Consider the following 16,849-nt stretch of genomic DNA (forward strand, 5'->3'; position numbering starts at 1 on the left):
AGCGACAAAATTGTATAACCATTAAACAGGGGGCAACATGGGACTTTTTATTTTATTATTGCTAATTATTATCGCCATTGTAGCCATTATTTTCATTCGTAATAATATTGTACGCCATCATAATGCCACTATTCGTGCTTGGTCAGATGTTACCAGCTACGAACGTCAAAAAATTAAAATTTTAGATGCGCTTGCACCCTTGGTAGAGCAATATTCAAGTTTTGAAAAAGGCACTTTAGAAAAAGTGACCGAATTGCGTCAGAACATTTTAAGTTTGAATGCAAACACTGCCGATGTATCTCAGTTACAACGGATTGAGAACTTAAACAAAGAACTCATGCACAGCCTAAATGTCGTGGTTGAAAACTACCCTGAGCTTAAAGCCAATGAAATTTATCTAAAAATGATGAATGAAATTGAAGAACAAAACGAAAATGTAGGAGCTGCGATTACGATTTTTAATCGCAATGTTGAATTGTTTAACAACCAAATTCAGATTTTTCCCAACAACGTCATCAATACCATGACCATTGGCAAAAAAGCCATTCGACCATTTCGTGATACGGCAGCTATGCAAAATTTTGATTATCGTCCGAATTTCTAAGACTTTTTATTGTGTAACTCTAAATACAAGCATAAATAAAAACAGCATGGCGAACCATGCTGTTTTTTTCAATTTAAGAGTAATAACAAATCTGATTGCGACCTTCAGCTTTAGCCTGATACAACAACTCATCTGCCGATTGCAAAAAGTTAGACACATTCAAGTAGTTTTGCCCAGCACCATGGGTATTTACCCCAATGCTCACCGTGATATCAGCATGCTGACTTGCTGTCAGACTCGGGATGGTTAAATGAGCCACTGCCTTACGGAAGCGTTCAGCCGATGAAACCGCATCTTCAAGTGTAGTTTCAGGCAAAATGACCACAAACTCTTCCCCACCAAAGCGCGCCACAAAATCGTAGGCTCGACTAAACTGATTTTTTAATAACTGCGCGACTGCAATCAAACACTGATCACCTTGCAAATGTCCAAAATCGTCGTTGTATTTTTTAAAATGATCAATATCAATAAACAGTAGCGACAATGGTCGTTTGTTGCGCTCTGCTCGCTTAAACTCATGTTCAATCCGTTCATTCAGCGCTTTACGATTTGCCACCTGCGTCAATGGATCTTGGAGTAATAATGCTTGATTCTTTTTATTCAACTCCTCAAGTTCCAATTCCATACTTTTGCGTTCAGAAATATCAAACATGAAGCCAATAATGGCAATGGTTTTATCATTTTCACGAATCACATGCACAACATCGCGTATCCAGACGTATCCGCCATCTTGGGTTAACGCGCGATAATCTGCCTCATGATCCGTACCATCATCGGAGAGTTGAATACACATCCCAACCGTCTTATCTCGATCATCAGGATGCATACGGTCAATCCAGTCTTGTGCAGATTTCCAACTGTCTTGCGGCCACCCCAATAAGCTTTCAATTTGTGGCCCAATATAACTAAATTCTTTGGTATCCCAATTAATTTGCCACGGAATGGCATTCGTAGTTTCCAATAAAGTTTTATAAAATTCCCATTCTTTTAACTCACTCATTACCTCCCCCCTAAGAACACACAGTCAGCGTAAACAATTAGTAAATACCAATTCTCTTTACAATATAATCACCATTTTCAGGTAAAAGAGAAACAAAACATTACACAAACAAAAATAAAGCAAAATTTTGACCAAACCCGCTTTTCTCTCATTTTTTGTAATTCATGAATCAGAATTAACAGTTCAATACATCACAAAACTGGCGTTTAAGTACAGAATCGAGGAAAATAGCTCTCTTTTTAGCTCGAACAATCAGCGAACTGTTTTTTCGCCTTGATTTGGAATTTGTATGAAGTTTGAAAAACTTGCACAATCGGGGCGTGCCCGCCGTGGTCGCTTAACGCTTGAACATGGTGTTGTTGAAACACCTGTATTTATGCCTGTTGGTACTTATGGCACAGTTAAAGGTATGTTGCCACGTGATATTGAAGACATTCAAGCACAAATTATTTTAGGTAATACTTTTCACCTGTACTTACGTCCAGGCTTAGATGTCATTGAAGCACATGGTGGCTTACACCAGTTCATGAAATGGGACAAACCGATATTAACCGACTCAGGCGGCTTCCAAGTCTTTAGTCTTGGTGCAATGCGTAAAATCAAAGAAGAAGGCGTGACTTTCCGCTCTCCGATTGATGGTTCTAAAGTTTTCTTGTCTCCTGAAGTTTCGATGGAAATTCAAAAAACTTTAAATTCTGACATTGTCATGATTTTTGATGAATGCACACCTTATCCTGCGACGCATGAAGAAGCGCAAAAGTCATTGCAGCTTTCATTGCGCTGGGCAAAGCGTTGTAAAACCCATCACCATGATGAGTTAAACAATAGCAATGCTTTATTTGGCATTATTCAAGGGGGAATGTATGAAGACCTTCGTGAAGAATCTTTAACGGGTTTACTCGAAATTGGTTTTGATGGTTATGCCATTGGTGGTCTTTCTGTCGGAGAACCGAAAGAGGAAATGATCAAGGTTTTGGATTATCTTCCAAACAAAATGCCTGCTGATAAACCTCGTTATTTAATGGGCGTGGGTAAGCCAGAAGACATTGTTGAAGGTATTCGTCGTGGCGTAGATATGTTTGACTGCGTAATGCCAACCCGAAATGCACGAAATGGTCATTACTTTGTGACGGATGGTTTGGTCCGTATTCGTAACAGTAAATACCGTCATGACCAACAACCGCTTGACCCACACTGTGATTGCTATACCTGTACCAACTTTACCCGCGCGTATTTATTCCATTTAGAAAAATGCGGTGAAATGTTGGGATCAATGTTAGGGACCATCCATAATTTACGTTACTACCAGCGCTTCACCCAAGACATCCGCGATGCACTCGATAACGGGACGTTTGATGCTTTTGTTGAAGACTTTTATCAACGTCGTGGTTTAGAAGTACCTCCTTGTCCGCAAGATTAATTCTTTCAGCATTTGCGCTGAAGAAAAAGACAAGGTAAATTGCAGAGCAAGTCTATTTATTATCAAATTGATACCAGTTTATTGTTTAGGAAATTGAAATGAGCCTTTTTATTTCTACTGCTCACGCAGCAGGTGAAGCTGCACAGCAACCAAGCCTCGTAACGAACTTACTTATGATTGCGGTTTTTGTCGCAATTTTCTATTTCTTGATTTGGCGTCCGCAATCTAAGCGTGCTAAAGAACACCGTTCTTTAGTTGAAAGCTTAGGTGTTGGAAGTGAAGTTGTTTTTGCTGGTGGTTTGATGGGTAAAATTACTAAAATTGAAGGTGATTTTGCAGTGGTTGAATTAAACCGTGGTGTAGAAGTAAAAATTCAACGCGCAAGTGTGATTTCAGTTCTTCCTGAAGGCACATTAAATAACCTTTAATCAAAAATAGTCGTGCACCCGCACGACTTTTTCATTTTAAGAAGAAAACAAATGCGTTACCCAGCATGGAAATATCTACTGATTCTCGTGGTTCTCGTGGTCAGTACATTATATGCCCTGCCAAGTTTGTATCCTGATGAACCTGCTGTTCAAATTTCAGGTGCCAAAGCTGGTACTCAAATTGACCAAAGCATCATACAAAAAGCAGAGCAAATTTTAAAAAGCGAAAATATTGCAACGCATGACAATAGCTTTACCAATAACGCTGCATTGCTCCGTCTAGATTCATCTGAAGCCCAGTTAAAAGCCAAAGATGCATTACGCCGTGGTCTTGGAGATAACTACGTTGTTGCGCTGAACCTTGCACCAACCACACCAGAATGGTTGCAAAAAATTGGTGCGAAACCAATGAAGCTTGGTTTGGACTTGCGTGGTGGTGTTCACTTCCTACTTGAAGTGGATATGGACAAAGCCATCAGCCAACGTATGGAAACCTCCGCAACCGATTTACGTCGTCAATTGCGTGACAATAAGTTGAAATTCAATAGTCTTTCATTGAATAGCAATACCATTACTTTGCAATTTGCGAACAATACTGATCGTGATGCAGTCATGGATTTCTTGCGCAGCAAAAATACCGAATTTACTCAGCAAGCAGTTGCTTCAGATACAGGCTCTAGCTTGCGCTTGACCTATACCGATGCGCGTAAGCAAGAAATTCAATCTTATGCGGTCAACCAAAACTTAACTACACTCCGTAACCGTATTAATGAGTTAGGTGTAGCAGAAGCTCTGGTACAAACCCAAGGCAATAACCGTATTGTGGTGGAATTACCGGGTGTACAAGATACGGCAGAAGCAAAACGTGTTTTAGGTCGTACTGCAAACTTAGAGTTCCGTCTGGTATCCGACCAGAATGATCAATATATTGACCCATATACAGGTAAATACAATGGTCAACCACTCCCTCCGGGTACAGAAGTTTTTGCGTATCAGTCACTCGATAGTGGTCGTGAGTTATTACTTAACCGCAACCGTATTTTGACGGGTGAACGCGTTCAAAATGCTTCTTCTGGCTTTAGTCAGGACACTGGCGGTGCAGAAGTTAATATTACCCTCGACAGCGCGGGTGGTAAGCTCATGGCAGACGCTACGCGTAATTCTGTGGGCAAACGTATGGCGGTATTGTTTATTGAAAATAAACAAAAGATCAGCTATGTCGCAGACCCGAAAACTGGTGCTCAAACAGAAGTCCGTACACCATATACAGAATCTGTGGTCATTAATGCGGCAACCATTCAAGCTGTGTTGGGTTCTCAGTTCCGTATCACAGGCTTAGATTCGCCACAAGAAGCGTCAGAACTTGCCCTCATGTTACGTGCGGGTGCATTAGCAGCGCCAATGTACTTTGTTGAAGAACGCGTGGTTGGTCCGAGCCTTGGTCAAGAAAACATTGATAAAGGTGTCTTATCCACCCAAATCGGTTTCTTACTGGTAGCGATCTGGATGGTGGTGTTCTTCCGTCTATTTGGTTTAATTGCCAATTTAGCTCTCGTCATCAATATTGCCATGATCCTGACCGTAATGTCTTGGATTGGCGCTTCATTATCGCTTCCAGGTATTGCTGGTATCATCATCACCATTGGTATGGCGGTCGATGCCAACGTCCTCATCTGTGAGCGAATACGAGAAGAAATAAAATGGGGAGCCTCTCCCAAACAAGCCATTATTGCGGGTTATGATCGCGCCTATAACACCATTCTAGACTCGAACTTAACTACCTTTATTGTCGCTTTCATTTTGTTTGCCATCGGTTCAGGTCCAATCAAAAGCTTTGCAGTCACCCACATGATTGGTATTGTCTGCTCGATGTTTACCTCGATTACGGTGACTCGTGCGGTCGTACAATTGATTTATGGCAAAAAGCGTGACTTGAAAAAGTTGAGCATTTAAGGAGATCGATGATGACTGACATGACTCAACCTAAATCAAAACAATATGGTCGCCCTGACAATGAGCGTGTAATTGGCTTCATGAAGATCAGCAAACCTGCTGCCTTCGCGTCAATTTTAATTACCATTGCCAGTATCTTCTTCATTGCCGTGAATGGTCTTAACTTAGGTTTGGACTTTACTGGGGGTATTTCTGCGGAAGTCACCTACGCAAAACCGGTTGACCAAGATCAAATTGTTAAATCACTTCAAGCCACAGGCTTTGAACATGCCGTGGTACAGACCCTAGGCAGTAACACAGACGTACTCATTCGTATGCCTGTGCAAAAAGCCAGTGTTGAAGATTTGAATAACACCTTGGCTCAAGCAGTGCAAGTACCGAATAACACAGCTACGTTACATAAAGTTGATGCTGTCGGTGGTCAAGTCGGAAATGAACTCTATGTTCGCTCTGCGGGTGCAGTTGCACTTGCATTGATCTTGATGTTGATCTACGTGACCATTCGCTTTGAGTTCAAATTAGCTGTAGGTGCAATCCTCTCCCTCTTTCACGATATTTTAGTGATTCTAGGGGTATTTGCATTCATGCAATGGCCATTTGACCTGACTACTTTAGCTGCAGTGCTTGCCGTGATTGGTTTCTCACTCAACGATAACATCGTGGTATCGGACCGTATCCGTGAGAACTTCCGTAAAATTCGAGGTGCATCACCTCGTGAAGTGATCGATATTGCCCTCACTGAAACTTTACGCCGAACTGTACATACTTCCGCAACTTTATTATTGGTTGTCGTCGCTATGTTAATTATGGGCGGTGAAGGTCTACGTTGGTTCTCAGTGGCAATGTTTATCGGTGTGTTTGCAGGAACATACTCTTCGATTTATATTGCAACCGCTTATGCCCTATGGCGTGGTTTAAATCGTCAAGACTTTATTGTTCAAATTAAACCCGAGTTTGATGAGGAAGAGATTCCTTAATCCCTAAACAACAGGCTCACATTAAAGCTCATCCTCGGATGGGCTTTTTTAATGTTGAATCAATTGAATTTGTGGCCACTGAAAGCCATGACACGAGAGTTCTGCCTGCCAAGCCACTGTCAGCATCGTTTGACCTAAATGATAGTTCTGATAAGCAAAGCTTCCTAACATCGCGTGCTGACACATCCCGCCATGCTGGATTGGATGTACCTGTGTATTCAACTCATTCAAACTCAGCCGAATCCCCAAGCCCGAAGCTTTTAGTACCGCTTCTTTAGTGGTCCAAACCCTAAACCAAAATTCTTCTGAATATTCCATTTCAGCCCAATGCTTAAGCTCATCAGGATGAAATGCATGTTGTGCCAAGGCTTCAAATCGAACCTTTCGGTCCAAATCCTCAATATCTATACCGACCTGTTTAACCGTATCGCTATAGGCTAAAGCGTAGTGTTTATGGCTATGGCTATGATTAAATGTGACTTGTGGAAATTGTTCTAAATATGGCTTGCCATATTCAGTCTTAGAAAGATCTGCGTTTTGAATCTCACGTTGCATGTGCTGCGAGAGCAACTGATTCCGAAATTGATAGATCGCCTGTTTTTGTTGCTGTACTTTGGCTTTACGGTCTAAATCCGCAGGCAACTGAATCATCTGCTCTAAGCGGCTGACATCTATATGAATCAATTTCGTCACGCATATCTCCTCTTTATGTACAGCCTCATTCTAAAAGAAACCGAATACAAAAGAAAAAGCCCAAAGTCGTCTTTGGGCTTTTTTATCTTTTAAATGAACTGAAAATTAGCGTTTAAATTTTTTCTCAGCTTTTTTGAACTTCTGAACATAACGACGTTTACGTGCAGCAGTACGTTCATCCACTTGTGACTTACGCCCTTCAAATGGGTTTTCAGAGGTTTTAAACTCAATACGCACAGGCGTACCTTCCAGTTTATACACACGACGGAACACATTTTCCAAGTAACGACGGTAATCTGCTGGTGTTTTATCAACTTTGTTACCATGAATCACAATCGTTGGTGGATTTTGCCCGCCCATATGTGCATAACGCATTTTAATACGGCGACCACCCACCATTGGTGGTTGATGTGCATCCACAGCATCACTCAAGATTTGCGTGATTTTGGCTGGTGAAACTTTCAAATGTGAAGATTCATAAGCACGGTGGATTGATGGGTACATTTCCCCTACACCCGTACCATGCAGCGCAGAAATTAAGTGGATTTTTGCCCAAGGAATAAAATCAAAACGACGTTCAACATCTAGCTTACATTGCTTACGATCATACTCAGACATGTTGTCCCATTTGTTGATCGCAATTACCATGGCACGCCCTGCTTCTAAGGCATAACCAATCAAGTGTAAGTCTTGCTCTACAATACCTTCACGAGCATCCACCACCACAACAACCACATGTGCATCTTTCATGGCTTGTAAGGTTTTTACAATCGAGAATTTCTCGATCATTTCATCGACCTTACCTTTACGACGTACACCCGCAGTATCAATCAGCGTATATTGACGACCATCACGCTCGAAAGGGATATAAATAGAGTCACGGGTTGTACCTGGCTGGTCAAATGCCACCACGCGCTCTTCACCCAACAAACGGTTGACTAGCGTTGATTTACCTACGTTCGGACGACCAATAATGGCGAGACGCAGGCCAGTGTTTTTGTCGTGTTCTTCTGGATTCTCGTCTTCAGGCACATCCTGCAACACATCTTCCAGCATTTGCTGTACGCCACGACCATGACTTGCCGCAACTTGCAGTGGCTCACCCATACCAAGCTTATAGAACTCGACAAGCGCGGCTTCCGCGTGTACACCATCCACCTTATTTGCGACAAGGTAAACTTTTTTACCTAAGGTACGGAGTTCACGTGCAATTTGTTCATCAGAAGCCAATAGACCTGCACGCGCATCTACCACAAATACAATGATATCCGCTTCATGAATCGCAGTTTTAGACTGCTCTGCCATGTAGGAGTCAATACCACCTTCATTTTCGCCAATACCACCTGTATCGACCACAATGAAAGATTTATTTTGATAAACAGCATCACCATATTTACGGTCGCGTGTCAGACCCGCAAAGTCAGCCACCAAAGCATCACGACTTTTAGTTATCTGGTTAAATAGAGTTGATTTTCCGACGTTCGGACGACCAATGAGCGCAATTACGGGTTTCATAGTTTAACCTTTATTCAAGATCAGCCAGTGAGACTGGTCTGAACATCAGAAAAATGGAAGATATTTAAGAATAATACTAAATAAAACACGGGGCATTGAAATTTCTCAAATACCCCGTGTTTAAAAATACGGATTTGGCTTAGTTTAACATAAGGCAGACGAAAATTAACGATTCTGCCAAACGCTAAATGTACCCTTGCGTGTCGCGACTGTGAGTTGACCTTCAATTACACGCAATGTACGGACAGCACCACTGGTTTTGGCGCGACCAATTAACTGACCTGAATTCGGATCAATTAGATGTAATACACCATCTAAATCGCCAACAACCAAGTCTTGACCAAAGAGCACTGGATTACTCAGCTCTCGGTTTAAAAGTTGCTCATTTTGCCACAATTGCTGACCTGTCGCCAGATCATAGGCGACTAGCTTGCCATTCGCTTGAGCAACAAAGACTTTATTGTCTGCAACTTCTGGACGTTTGGTACTGCTGGCATCTTCACTCCAAATCACTTGTTGTGAAGCTAAGTCGGTTGCAGTCACTTGCCCCTGAAAACTGGTGGTCACGAGAAGTTGACCGACCACCACTGGGTCACCATCAACATCATTTAAACGCTGAATGTCAGAGCGACCATCACTGACCGACACACGGCGCTGCATACGAGGTACACCACTAAGCACATCTAACGCATAGACATAAGCATTTGCAGACGACACCAATACAGTACGTGCATCCAATGCTACAGGCGTTGAAGTACCACGTAAGCTAAATTGTACGCTTGGTAAATCATAACTCCAGACTTGCTGCCCAGACTCTAAATCATGCGCGTAAACTGTACCATCATTGCTGACGGTCACCACACGACCAGATTGCACCAAAGATGGCGCCAAAATTGCACCTGTTAACTGTGCGGTCCACTTTTGTTCACCTGTTGCTTGGTCTAATGCAAACAATTGACCTTTATGGTTTCCAACAATCACTAGACCATTTTTGGCTTCTACACCTGAGCTTAGACCTTGTTTAGAGACTTTTTTACTCCAAACCTTATCTTTGCCACGATATGCTGTGACTTCACCTTTGGGGCTGGCAACAAAAATTACCCCATTATCGATATCCAATTGTAAACGTAGTGGATCTGCCTCTGAAGTCGAAGAAACACTTTCAGAAAAAACAGGTGCTAAACTTTTCGATTGTTCAAGCTTAGGTAATGGACTTGGTTTGACATCTTCAACTTTAATTTTGTTACTCGAACAACCGACTAAAGCCAGCGTCAAAATTGTTAGTGCAAACGGTATTTTATATTTTCTATCCATTAAGACTCATCCACTTGTGTTTCTAAAATTGGGCGTTCGATTTCAGGATCATCTACTAAAACGCCAACACTTTCGAGTTTAATTTGTAAAATTTGACGCTCTTGTTTACGCTCAATTAACGTATCCCATGCACTTTGATACGCTTTTTTTGCATTTTCCACATCATTCTTAGCGACATATACATCACCACGCACTTCGTCAGCCGTTGCTTTGAATGCAGGATCAGTAACCAGAGCTAAAGATTTGAGTGCATCATCATATTTATTTTGCGCCAACTGTGCATAAGCCAAACGTAGTTTCACGATTTGCGTTAAACCATCATCTTTGACTTTAGAGTTTTCCACCTTTTTCAAGGCTTTCTCTGCACCTGCATAGTCACCATGATCATAAGCCAACTTCGCCATCACAAATTGAGTCTGAATTGCCTGTGCTGAATCAGGATCATCTTTCACAATTTTATCCGCAGCTTCAGTCAACTCAGTCATCGCATTCGGATTTCCTTGCACATTACGCGCATCATCCATCAATTGCTGGACTTTTGCAGTTTGCATTTGTGATTCTGCAAGGTTTTTCTTTTGCCAATATTCCCAACCGAAAAAGGCAATCAACGCAATTAAAATCCCACTAATAATGGCCGAACCATATTTCTTAGTGAAAGACTTTAAACCCTCAAGTTGTTCTTCTTCACTCAATGATGCGCTCATTTGATTACCCTTTTCCTAAATGTTATTTGACTCTTATTTTGAAGAAAATTTTTCGATGAAGAATGGTACGACATCAGCCATTGCGACTTCACACTGTTCTGCTGTCGCCAAAGTTTTGACCAATAGCTGCTGTGCTTCCCACTCGCGCTCACCCAAAATCAAGGCATACAGAGCACCTGACTGATCTGCCTTTTTCATTTGGCTTTTCATTGAACCTTGTGAGCCAACTTTTAAACGCAATGAGCTTTGCGTAGCGTCTAACTGATTACGGAATTGTTCTGCCAATACCAATGCCTTACCTTGAGAAGCAGGATCTGCCACCAAGAAAATCTCGCAATCACGAATTGGAGCCACTTCTTCAACTTGCTCAAGCAACAGTAATAAACGCTCCATCCCCATAGCAAAACCAACCGCAGGTACAGACTGGTCAGCCTTTCCTTTTAACTGTCCAACCAAACCGTCATAGCGACCACCTGCACACACGGTACCTTGTGAACCTAAATGAGTGGTGGTCCATTCAAATACCGTTTTGTTGTAATAATCTAAACCACGAACCAGTTTCTGATTAATCACAAACTCAACGCCTGCATCGGTTAAATACTGCTGCAAAGTTGCAAAGTGCTGTAAAGTTTCTTCACCCATAAAGTCATGCAACTTCGGTGCATTTTCTAAAATAGCTTGGGTTTTTGCATCTTTAGAATCAAGGATACGCAACGGATTGGTGATCAAACGGCGCTGTGAATCTTCATCTAAATCATTTTTATGCGATTCCAAAAACTCAACCAAAGCTGCACGATAAGCGGCACGCTCATCAGACTCTCCGAGAGTATTCAATTCAAGTTGAACTTTATCCGCCACCCCCATGCGTTTCCATAGACGTGCCGTCATTAAAATCAGCTCAGCATCCATATCTGGAGTCGCTACACCAAAGGTTTCCACACCAAACTGGTGGAACTGACGATAACGCCCTTTTTGTGGTTTTTCATAACGGAACATTGGTCCGATATACCACACGCGCGGGGTCGCGCCACGGAGCAAATTATGCTCAAGCATGGCACGTACACAGCCTGCCGTTCCTTCAGGACGCAGCGTCAAAGACTCAGGTGGATTACCTTTGTCCAAGAAGGTGTACATTTCTTTTTCAACGATATCCGTTGCATCACCAATCGAACGTTTGAACAAATTGGTTTGTTCAACAATAGGCAAACGGATTTGTTGATAACCATAGGCATCCATTAACGATGCTAAATGTTGCTCTAGACGTCTCCATGCAGGTGTTTGCGTTGGAAGAGTGTCATTAAAACCTTTGATTGCGACAATTGAACTCATGATGAACTACGAATGATCTCTTTAGATTTAGCTTCTTCAAGCTCTAGAACACGTTGACGAACCATTGTTTCGATTTCATCAACTAACTGGTTGGTATCAATCAGATGGCTTTTCTCGCCATTACGATACACAAGCGAACGTGGACTTGCCCCCACCACGCCAATATCAGCCTCTTTGGCTTCGCCTGGTCCATTCACTTTACAACCAATGACCGATACGTCCATTGGGGTACGAATGTCTTCCAAACGCTCTTCTAAGGCTTGCATCACTGAAATCACGTTAAATTCTTGGCGTGAGCAGCTTGGGCAAGCAATAAAGTTAATGCCATTTGAACGAAGGCTGAGTGATTTTAAAATATCAAAACCAATTTTAACTTCTTCTTCGGGTTCTGCTGCCAATGAAATACGCATGGTGTCACCAATGCCTTCCATCAGCAATCCACCCAATGCAATGGCCGATTTTACTGAACCTGTACGATAAATACCGGCTTCGGTAACACCTAAATGTAATGGATTATCAATTTGTTGAGATAGCAAACGGTAAGCATCCATGGTCAAAAACACATTCGATGCTTTCACAGAAACCTTAAACTCATGGAAATTCAGACGGTCTAAAATATCAATATGACGCATTGCCGATTCAAGCAAAGCCTGACCTGTCGGTTCACCATATTTCTTTTGAATGTCTTTTTCCAAAGAACCCGCATTTACTCCGATACGCATAGAAATATCATGATGGCGCGCCGCAGCAACTACTTCACGAATTTTTGCTTCCGAACCAATATTACCCGGATTAATACGCAAACAATCCGCACCCATATCAGCCACTTTCAATGCGATTTTATAATCGAAGTGAATATCTGCCACTAAAGGGACTTGTACGCGTTTACGAATTTCACCAAAGGCCTCGGCTGCTTCCATCGACGGTACAGAAACACGCATAATGTCAGCACCAGCATCTGCACAACGCTGAATCTGAGCGACAGTTGCTTCGACATCACACGTTTCAGTATTGGTCATACTTTGAATACTGATCGGAGCATCACCTCCGACGTAAACAGAACCCACACGAATTTTGCGGGTAGTACGGCGTTGAATCGGGTTTACAATCATGATTATTTACTCTGGCACCATTAACGAGATAAACGGAATTCTGCTTTCCCATTTACTGTATATGGTGACAATGAAATCTGCTCATTGTTCAAACTTAATGACACTGCGGCCGCATCATCCAAACGAATTTGGAATGGTGCTTCACCACTTAAGGTTAACGTATTGGCTTGACGACCTGTGGCTAAAACTTTACCCGTCGAATCCACAATATGAACTGAGGTCGGACGGTTAAAATTCAAGACCAATTGATCACCAGAAACTGCGGTCGCACCGCCCACTGATAAGACTTCAACTTCAGATTTATTGGCATCTGCCGCACTGCTTTCTGAATTCGTACTAGATGAGCCCCAGTTTTGAATCGTGCCAACAATTGCAGCCAAGATCACTAAGATGATGATGATAATGACAGATCGCTTTAACCACTTACGGTTGCGCTCACTGTTTGAACCTGGCAATTTGCCCATAATCTTGATTGGCGAATTATCCAAGGCATGATTAGGCACCATACCTGTATCATTGGCATAGATTTCATCAAAACGTTGAATCAGTGAGGTTGCATCAACATTTAAATATTTTGCATAAGTGCGATAGTAACCTTTAATAAAGGTTGCTTCTGGCAAAGATTTATATTCATCTTGCTCTAATGCAGTTAATGTTTTTACAGGAATTTTTAAATCTGCAGCAACTTGACTTAATTCACGTTTTTGAGCAATACGTTTCTGGCGTAAGTATTCTCCAGGACGCTGGACATTTCCTAATGCATTAGGTACTACGCTTGAACCATTCGATTGCGGTGAATTAGGATTTACTTCCATACGGCCTCAGTACTGTACTGTAATTGCAAATAACGTGTGTATTCTTGGCTATCTGGGAACAATGCACGCAGTTGATTGACTAACACTTGCATTCCCATCTGATCGCCATTGGCTCGCGCAATACGAATACCAATCCATAATGCACGCGCACTCTGATTTTTCTGCCCAACCAGACGAACAAACTGTTCATATAACTGTGTCGCAGCAGGAATTTGTTGTCTTAAATAAAATATTTCCGACAACTCTAACATTGAAACATAAGAATTCGAATTCACTTGCAATGCTTGCTTGAATGATTTTTCAGCATTCGCTGTATCACCCAACTTTAAGTAAATACGTCCTAAATTTTCCAACGCCTTGAATCGCTGATCATAACCTAAGGTTGAACCAGCAATTGCTAATTGTTCAATCGCCTCATTATAACGCTCTACGACGTATAAATACGTACCATAGTTGTTACGAGCTTGCGCATTTTTAGGATCTGCGGAAATTGCACGTTTAAAATGTGTCTCCGCTTTTTCCATATTGGCAGGGCTACCTTCTTGCTGTAACAACACGCCCATCATCATATTCGCCGTGGAATCACGTGGTTCCATTTCTAATGCTTGATCAAGTGCGCGTTTTGCCGCATCTAAGTCACCCTTACGAATATATTCCGCTGCCAATTGAGTTCGTACTTCTACTGCTTTCTCAGGGTCTTTTTTAAACCCTGGTGCTGACGACGTCGTTGTCGTAATACAACCCACCAATGACGCTGAAAGACAAAACATTGTAATACATGCAAATTTGTAGGTGGGTTTACTCAATTAATAGCCCCTTTATTATCCGTTTGAGCGCAAAATCTCATTCCGCTCAGCCACTTTTTTCTTCCACTGCTCTGCACGACGTGTGCGGTCAGCCACTTGACCAACCAACTGTCCACATGCAGCGTCAATATCATCACCACGTGTCTGACGAATCGTACACACAAATCCTGCATCAGACAAAGTTTTTTGGAAAGAAATAATACGGTTACGACTTGAGCGCCCATATGGTGCATGCGGAAACGGATTAAAAGGAATTAAATTAATTTTACTTGGTAAATTCTTTAACAATTTCAACAGCTGTTGTGCGTGTTCGGGTTGATCATTCACCCCATCCAACATCACATATTCAATGGTGACATGACGGCGTGCACTTTCATTACCATCTTTCGCCAAATAGCGCTGACATGCTGCAATCAATTGATCCAACGGATATTTCTTATTGATTGGTACTAATTCATTCCGTAATTCATCATTTGGGGCATGTAATGAAATAGCCAATGCCACATCAATATCTTGTGCCAACTGGTCAATTTTTGGAACCACACCTGACGTTGAAAGCGTCACACGACGTTTCGACATCCCATAAGCAAAATCGTCCAGCATTAACCGCATAGCGCTTAAGACCGCATCATAATTGAGTAATGGTTCACCCATTCCCATCATGACCACATTGGTCACGGTACGTTCACGCTCAGCAACAGGTACTTCTTCCATATAGGAGTAGTTTGCCATCCACAATTGACCAATAATTTCCGCAGGTGTTAAATCACGTTGGAAACCTTGTTTACCCGTAGAACAGAATGAGCAATCTAGGGCACAACCCACTTGTGAGGAAATACACAAGGTTTTACGTGCGCCTGTTTTATCTTCGGCTGGAATGAGAACAGTTTCAACCAATGAACCTTCACCATCACCAACACGGAACACCCATTTACGTGTGCCATCTTTAGAATAGTTACGGTGTACGACTTCTGGCGCTTTAATTTCACATACGCGCTCTAATTTTTCACGTAACTTGCCAGAAATGTTAGTCATTTCAGCAAAATCAGTCACGAAATATTGATGGATCCATTTCATCACCTGTCCTGCACGGAATTTCTTTTCGCCCATAGCTTCAAAGAATTGTTCCAGTTCAAGACGTGACATGCCCAGTAAATTCACTTTTTCCACAGAAGGTTGCTGTGTTGGAGTGGACAAAGATTGTTGCGATTCATCAGACGTTGCAGATGAAACGACCACTTCAGTACTCATGTGTAATTACCTAAACCATGTCGAAGATAGAAAGAGATTGCTCAATATTCAAGCAAATAAAATTTAAGGGAATAAAAAAACCAGATAAGCAGTATAACACTTATCTGGTTCGAATACTGCGAATTAACGAGTACGCGGAGCAATCTCAGTTTGAGCGAAGAAGTAGTTAACTTCACGATCAGCAGATGCTACAGAGTCAGAACCGTGAGCAGCATTTTCGTCGATGCTTACAGCGAAGTCAGCGCGGATTGTGCCTGGAGCAGCTTCTTTAGGGTTAGTTGCGCCAAGGATTTCGCGGTGAGCAAGAACTGCATTTTCGCCTTCAAGAACTGAAACAACTACTGGACCAGAAGTCATGAACGCAACTAAGTCAGCAAAGAAACCACGTTCTTTGTGTTCTGCGTAGAAACCTTCAGCTTCAGTTTGAGTCAAGTGTTTCATTTTAGTTGCAACGATTTGAAGACCAGCTTTTTCAAAACGAGCAAAGATGTCACCGATGTGGTTTTTAGCAACTGCGTCTGGTTTTACGATAGATAAAGTACGTTCAATAGCCATGATTGGCTCCTTAAGTCAAATTAGACGTGAAAATTTTGCCGCATTATACCGAATAATGTGCCGTTATCAGCTTTTGTAATGTAAAAAAACTGGATTTTTTCGATGTGCTGCTAGAAAAGCACTGGATTAGCTGGCTTCGTCAATCCACGCCATTTGAATTGCTTCAAGCAAACCTTCAGTCGACTTAGTTGGATCATCACTAAAGTCAGGCAAAGCACACACCCACGCGTGTAAGTCGGTAAAACGAATCCATTGTGGGTCCACATCTGGATGTGCTTCATATAATTCAATCGCGATATCCATGGTATCGGTCCAACGTAAACCCATGACTGTTCCTAATTTATGCTATGAATTGGCTACTTTAACAAATTTC

Annotated in this window: 17 protein-coding genes; 5 read left to right on the plus strand and 12 right to left on the minus strand. The window is 42.0% G+C overall.

Annotated elements, in window-relative coordinates:
- The first annotated feature begins 37 nt into the window (after positions 1-37).
- Positions 38-604, plus strand: coding sequence for a LemA family protein (locus E0H82_RS11900; RefSeq protein ID WP_131264998.1), 567 nt, complete (start codon positions 38-40; stop codon positions 602-604).
- Between the two features lie 73 nt (positions 605-677).
- On the opposite strand, the gene E0H82_RS11905 is transcribed toward E0H82_RS11900, so the two are convergent.
- Entirely contained in the window at positions 678-1,604 is a 927-nt protein-coding gene (locus E0H82_RS11905; RefSeq protein ID WP_131264999.1) for a sensor domain-containing diguanylate cyclase, read from the minus strand.
- Between the two features lie 289 nt (positions 1,605-1,893).
- Between E0H82_RS11905 and tgt the strand changes: the two genes are divergently transcribed.
- From tgt to secF, 4 genes are all read left to right on the plus strand, one after another.
- A complete protein-coding gene (gene tgt / locus E0H82_RS11910; protein WP_131265000.1) occupies positions 1,894-3,024 on the plus strand; it encodes a tRNA guanosine(34) transglycosylase Tgt in 1,131 nt (376 codons plus the stop codon).
- Positions 3,025-3,122: 98 nt separating this feature from the next.
- Positions 3,123-3,452: a preprotein translocase subunit YajC gene (yajC, locus tag E0H82_RS11915; protein ID WP_016166200.1), complete on the plus strand. Its 330-nt coding sequence runs from the start codon at positions 3,123-3,125 to the stop codon at positions 3,450-3,452.
- A gap of 51 nt (positions 3,453-3,503) precedes the next feature.
- Positions 3,504-5,405, plus strand: a complete 1,902-nt coding sequence (secD, locus tag E0H82_RS11920; protein ID WP_131265001.1) for a protein translocase subunit SecD — start codon at positions 3,504-3,506, stop codon at positions 5,403-5,405.
- A gap of 8 nt (positions 5,406-5,413) precedes the next feature.
- On the plus strand, positions 5,414-6,382 hold the full coding sequence (gene secF / locus E0H82_RS11925; protein ID WP_131265002.1) for a protein translocase subunit SecF: 969 nt from the start codon (positions 5,414-5,416) through the stop codon (positions 6,380-6,382).
- Positions 6,383-6,430: 48 nt separating this feature from the next.
- On the opposite strand, the gene E0H82_RS11930 is transcribed toward secF, so the two are convergent.
- From E0H82_RS11930 to iscX, 11 genes are all read right to left on the minus strand, one after another.
- Entirely contained in the window at positions 6,431-7,075 is a 645-nt protein-coding gene (locus tag E0H82_RS11930) for a 4'-phosphopantetheinyl transferase family protein (RefSeq protein ID WP_228258655.1), read from the minus strand.
- 105 nt (positions 7,076-7,180) lie between these two features.
- Positions 7,181-8,590 (minus strand): ribosome biogenesis GTPase Der, encoded by a 1,410-nt coding sequence (gene der / locus E0H82_RS11935; protein ID WP_131265003.1) that lies wholly within the window; start codon positions 8,588-8,590, stop codon positions 7,181-7,183.
- A 165-nt stretch (positions 8,591-8,755) separates the two neighbouring features.
- Positions 8,756-9,904 carry an outer membrane protein assembly factor BamB gene (gene bamB, locus E0H82_RS11940; protein ID WP_131265004.1) on the minus strand — a complete coding sequence of 383 codons (1,149 nt, stop codon included), beginning with the start codon at positions 9,902-9,904 and terminating at the stop codon, positions 8,756-8,758.
- Positions 9,904-10,608 (minus strand): YfgM family protein, encoded by a 705-nt coding sequence (locus E0H82_RS11945; RefSeq protein ID WP_131265005.1) that lies wholly within the window; start codon positions 10,606-10,608, stop codon positions 9,904-9,906. The genes bamB and E0H82_RS11945 overlap by 1 nt, the downstream gene beginning before the upstream one ends.
- A 33-nt stretch (positions 10,609-10,641) precedes the next feature.
- Positions 10,642-11,937 (minus strand): histidine--tRNA ligase, encoded by a 1,296-nt coding sequence (gene hisS, locus E0H82_RS11950; RefSeq protein ID WP_131265006.1) that lies wholly within the window; start codon positions 11,935-11,937, stop codon positions 10,642-10,644.
- The gene (gene ispG / locus E0H82_RS11955) at positions 11,934-13,049 is read right to left on the minus strand and encodes a flavodoxin-dependent (E)-4-hydroxy-3-methylbut-2-enyl-diphosphate synthase (protein ID WP_116760454.1); all 1,116 of its coding nucleotides are present in this window, start codon (positions 13,047-13,049) and stop codon (positions 11,934-11,936) included. The genes hisS and ispG overlap by 4 nt, the downstream gene beginning before the upstream one ends.
- 20 nt (positions 13,050-13,069) lie before the next feature.
- Entirely contained in the window at positions 13,070-13,864 is a 795-nt protein-coding gene (locus E0H82_RS11960; protein WP_131265007.1) for a helix-turn-helix domain-containing protein, read from the minus strand.
- Positions 13,855-14,670, minus strand: coding sequence for a type IV pilus biogenesis/stability protein PilW (pilW, locus tag E0H82_RS11965; RefSeq protein WP_131265008.1), 816 nt, complete (start codon positions 14,668-14,670; stop codon positions 13,855-13,857). Before pilW ends, E0H82_RS11960 begins: the two co-directional genes overlap by 10 nt.
- Before the next feature lie 15 nt (positions 14,671-14,685).
- Positions 14,686-15,921, minus strand: coding sequence for a 23S rRNA (adenine(2503)-C(2))-methyltransferase RlmN (rlmN, locus tag E0H82_RS11970; RefSeq protein ID WP_131265009.1), 1,236 nt, complete (start codon positions 15,919-15,921; stop codon positions 14,686-14,688).
- 123 nt (positions 15,922-16,044) lie between these two features.
- Positions 16,045-16,476, minus strand: coding sequence for a nucleoside-diphosphate kinase (gene ndk, locus E0H82_RS11975; protein WP_004983508.1), 432 nt, complete (start codon positions 16,474-16,476; stop codon positions 16,045-16,047).
- A 126-nt stretch (positions 16,477-16,602) separates the two neighbouring features.
- A complete protein-coding gene (gene iscX, locus E0H82_RS11980) occupies positions 16,603-16,803 on the minus strand; it encodes a Fe-S cluster assembly protein IscX (protein ID WP_116760462.1) in 201 nt (66 codons plus the stop codon).
- Positions 16,804-16,849: the final 46 nt, after the last annotated feature.

Origin of the sequence: Acinetobacter sp. ANC 4910 (assembly GCF_004331035.1) — a bacterium.
In the GTDB taxonomy this organism is placed as follows: domain Bacteria; phylum Pseudomonadota; class Gammaproteobacteria; order Pseudomonadales; family Moraxellaceae; genus Acinetobacter.

What these genes read in the sequence shown, in the direction of transcription:
- E0H82_RS11900 (WP_131264998.1), top strand. Translation starts at nt 38, where the DNA reads ATGGGACTTTTTATTTTATTATTGCTAATTATTATCGCCATTGTAGCC.
- E0H82_RS11905 (WP_131264999.1), bottom strand. Translation starts at nt 1,604, where the DNA reads ATGAGTGAGTTAAAAGAATGGGAATTTTATAAAACTTTATTGGAAACT.
- tgt (WP_131265000.1), top strand. Translation starts at nt 1,894, where the DNA reads ATGAAGTTTGAAAAACTTGCACAATCGGGGCGTGCCCGCCGTGGTCGC.
- yajC (WP_016166200.1), top strand. Translation starts at nt 3,123, where the DNA reads ATGAGCCTTTTTATTTCTACTGCTCACGCAGCAGGTGAAGCTGCACAG.
- secD (WP_131265001.1), top strand. Translation starts at nt 3,504, where the DNA reads ATGCGTTACCCAGCATGGAAATATCTACTGATTCTCGTGGTTCTCGTG.
- secF (WP_131265002.1), top strand. Translation starts at nt 5,414, where the DNA reads ATGATGACTGACATGACTCAACCTAAATCAAAACAATATGGTCGCCCT.
- der (WP_131265003.1), bottom strand. Translation starts at nt 8,590, where the DNA reads ATGAAACCCGTAATTGCGCTCATTGGTCGTCCGAACGTCGGAAAATCA.
- bamB (WP_131265004.1), bottom strand. Translation starts at nt 9,904, where the DNA reads ATGGATAGAAAATATAAAATACCGTTTGCACTAACAATTTTGACGCTG.
- E0H82_RS11945 (WP_131265005.1), bottom strand. Translation starts at nt 10,608, where the DNA reads ATGAGCGCATCATTGAGTGAAGAAGAACAACTTGAGGGTTTAAAGTCT.
- hisS (WP_131265006.1), bottom strand. Translation starts at nt 11,937, where the DNA reads ATGAGTTCAATTGTCGCAATCAAAGGTTTTAATGACACTCTTCCAACG.
- ispG (WP_116760454.1), bottom strand. Translation starts at nt 13,049, where the DNA reads ATGATTGTAAACCCGATTCAACGCCGTACTACCCGCAAAATTCGTGTG.
- E0H82_RS11960 (WP_131265007.1), bottom strand. Translation starts at nt 13,864, where the DNA reads ATGGAAGTAAATCCTAATTCACCGCAATCGAATGGTTCAAGCGTAGTA.
- rlmN (WP_131265009.1), bottom strand. Translation starts at nt 15,921, where the DNA reads ATGAGTACTGAAGTGGTCGTTTCATCTGCAACGTCTGATGAATCGCAA.
- ndk (WP_004983508.1), bottom strand. Translation starts at nt 16,476, where the DNA reads ATGGCTATTGAACGTACTTTATCTATCGTAAAACCAGACGCAGTTGCT.
- iscX (WP_116760462.1), bottom strand. Translation starts at nt 16,803, where the DNA reads ATGGGTTTACGTTGGACCGATACCATGGATATCGCGATTGAATTATAT.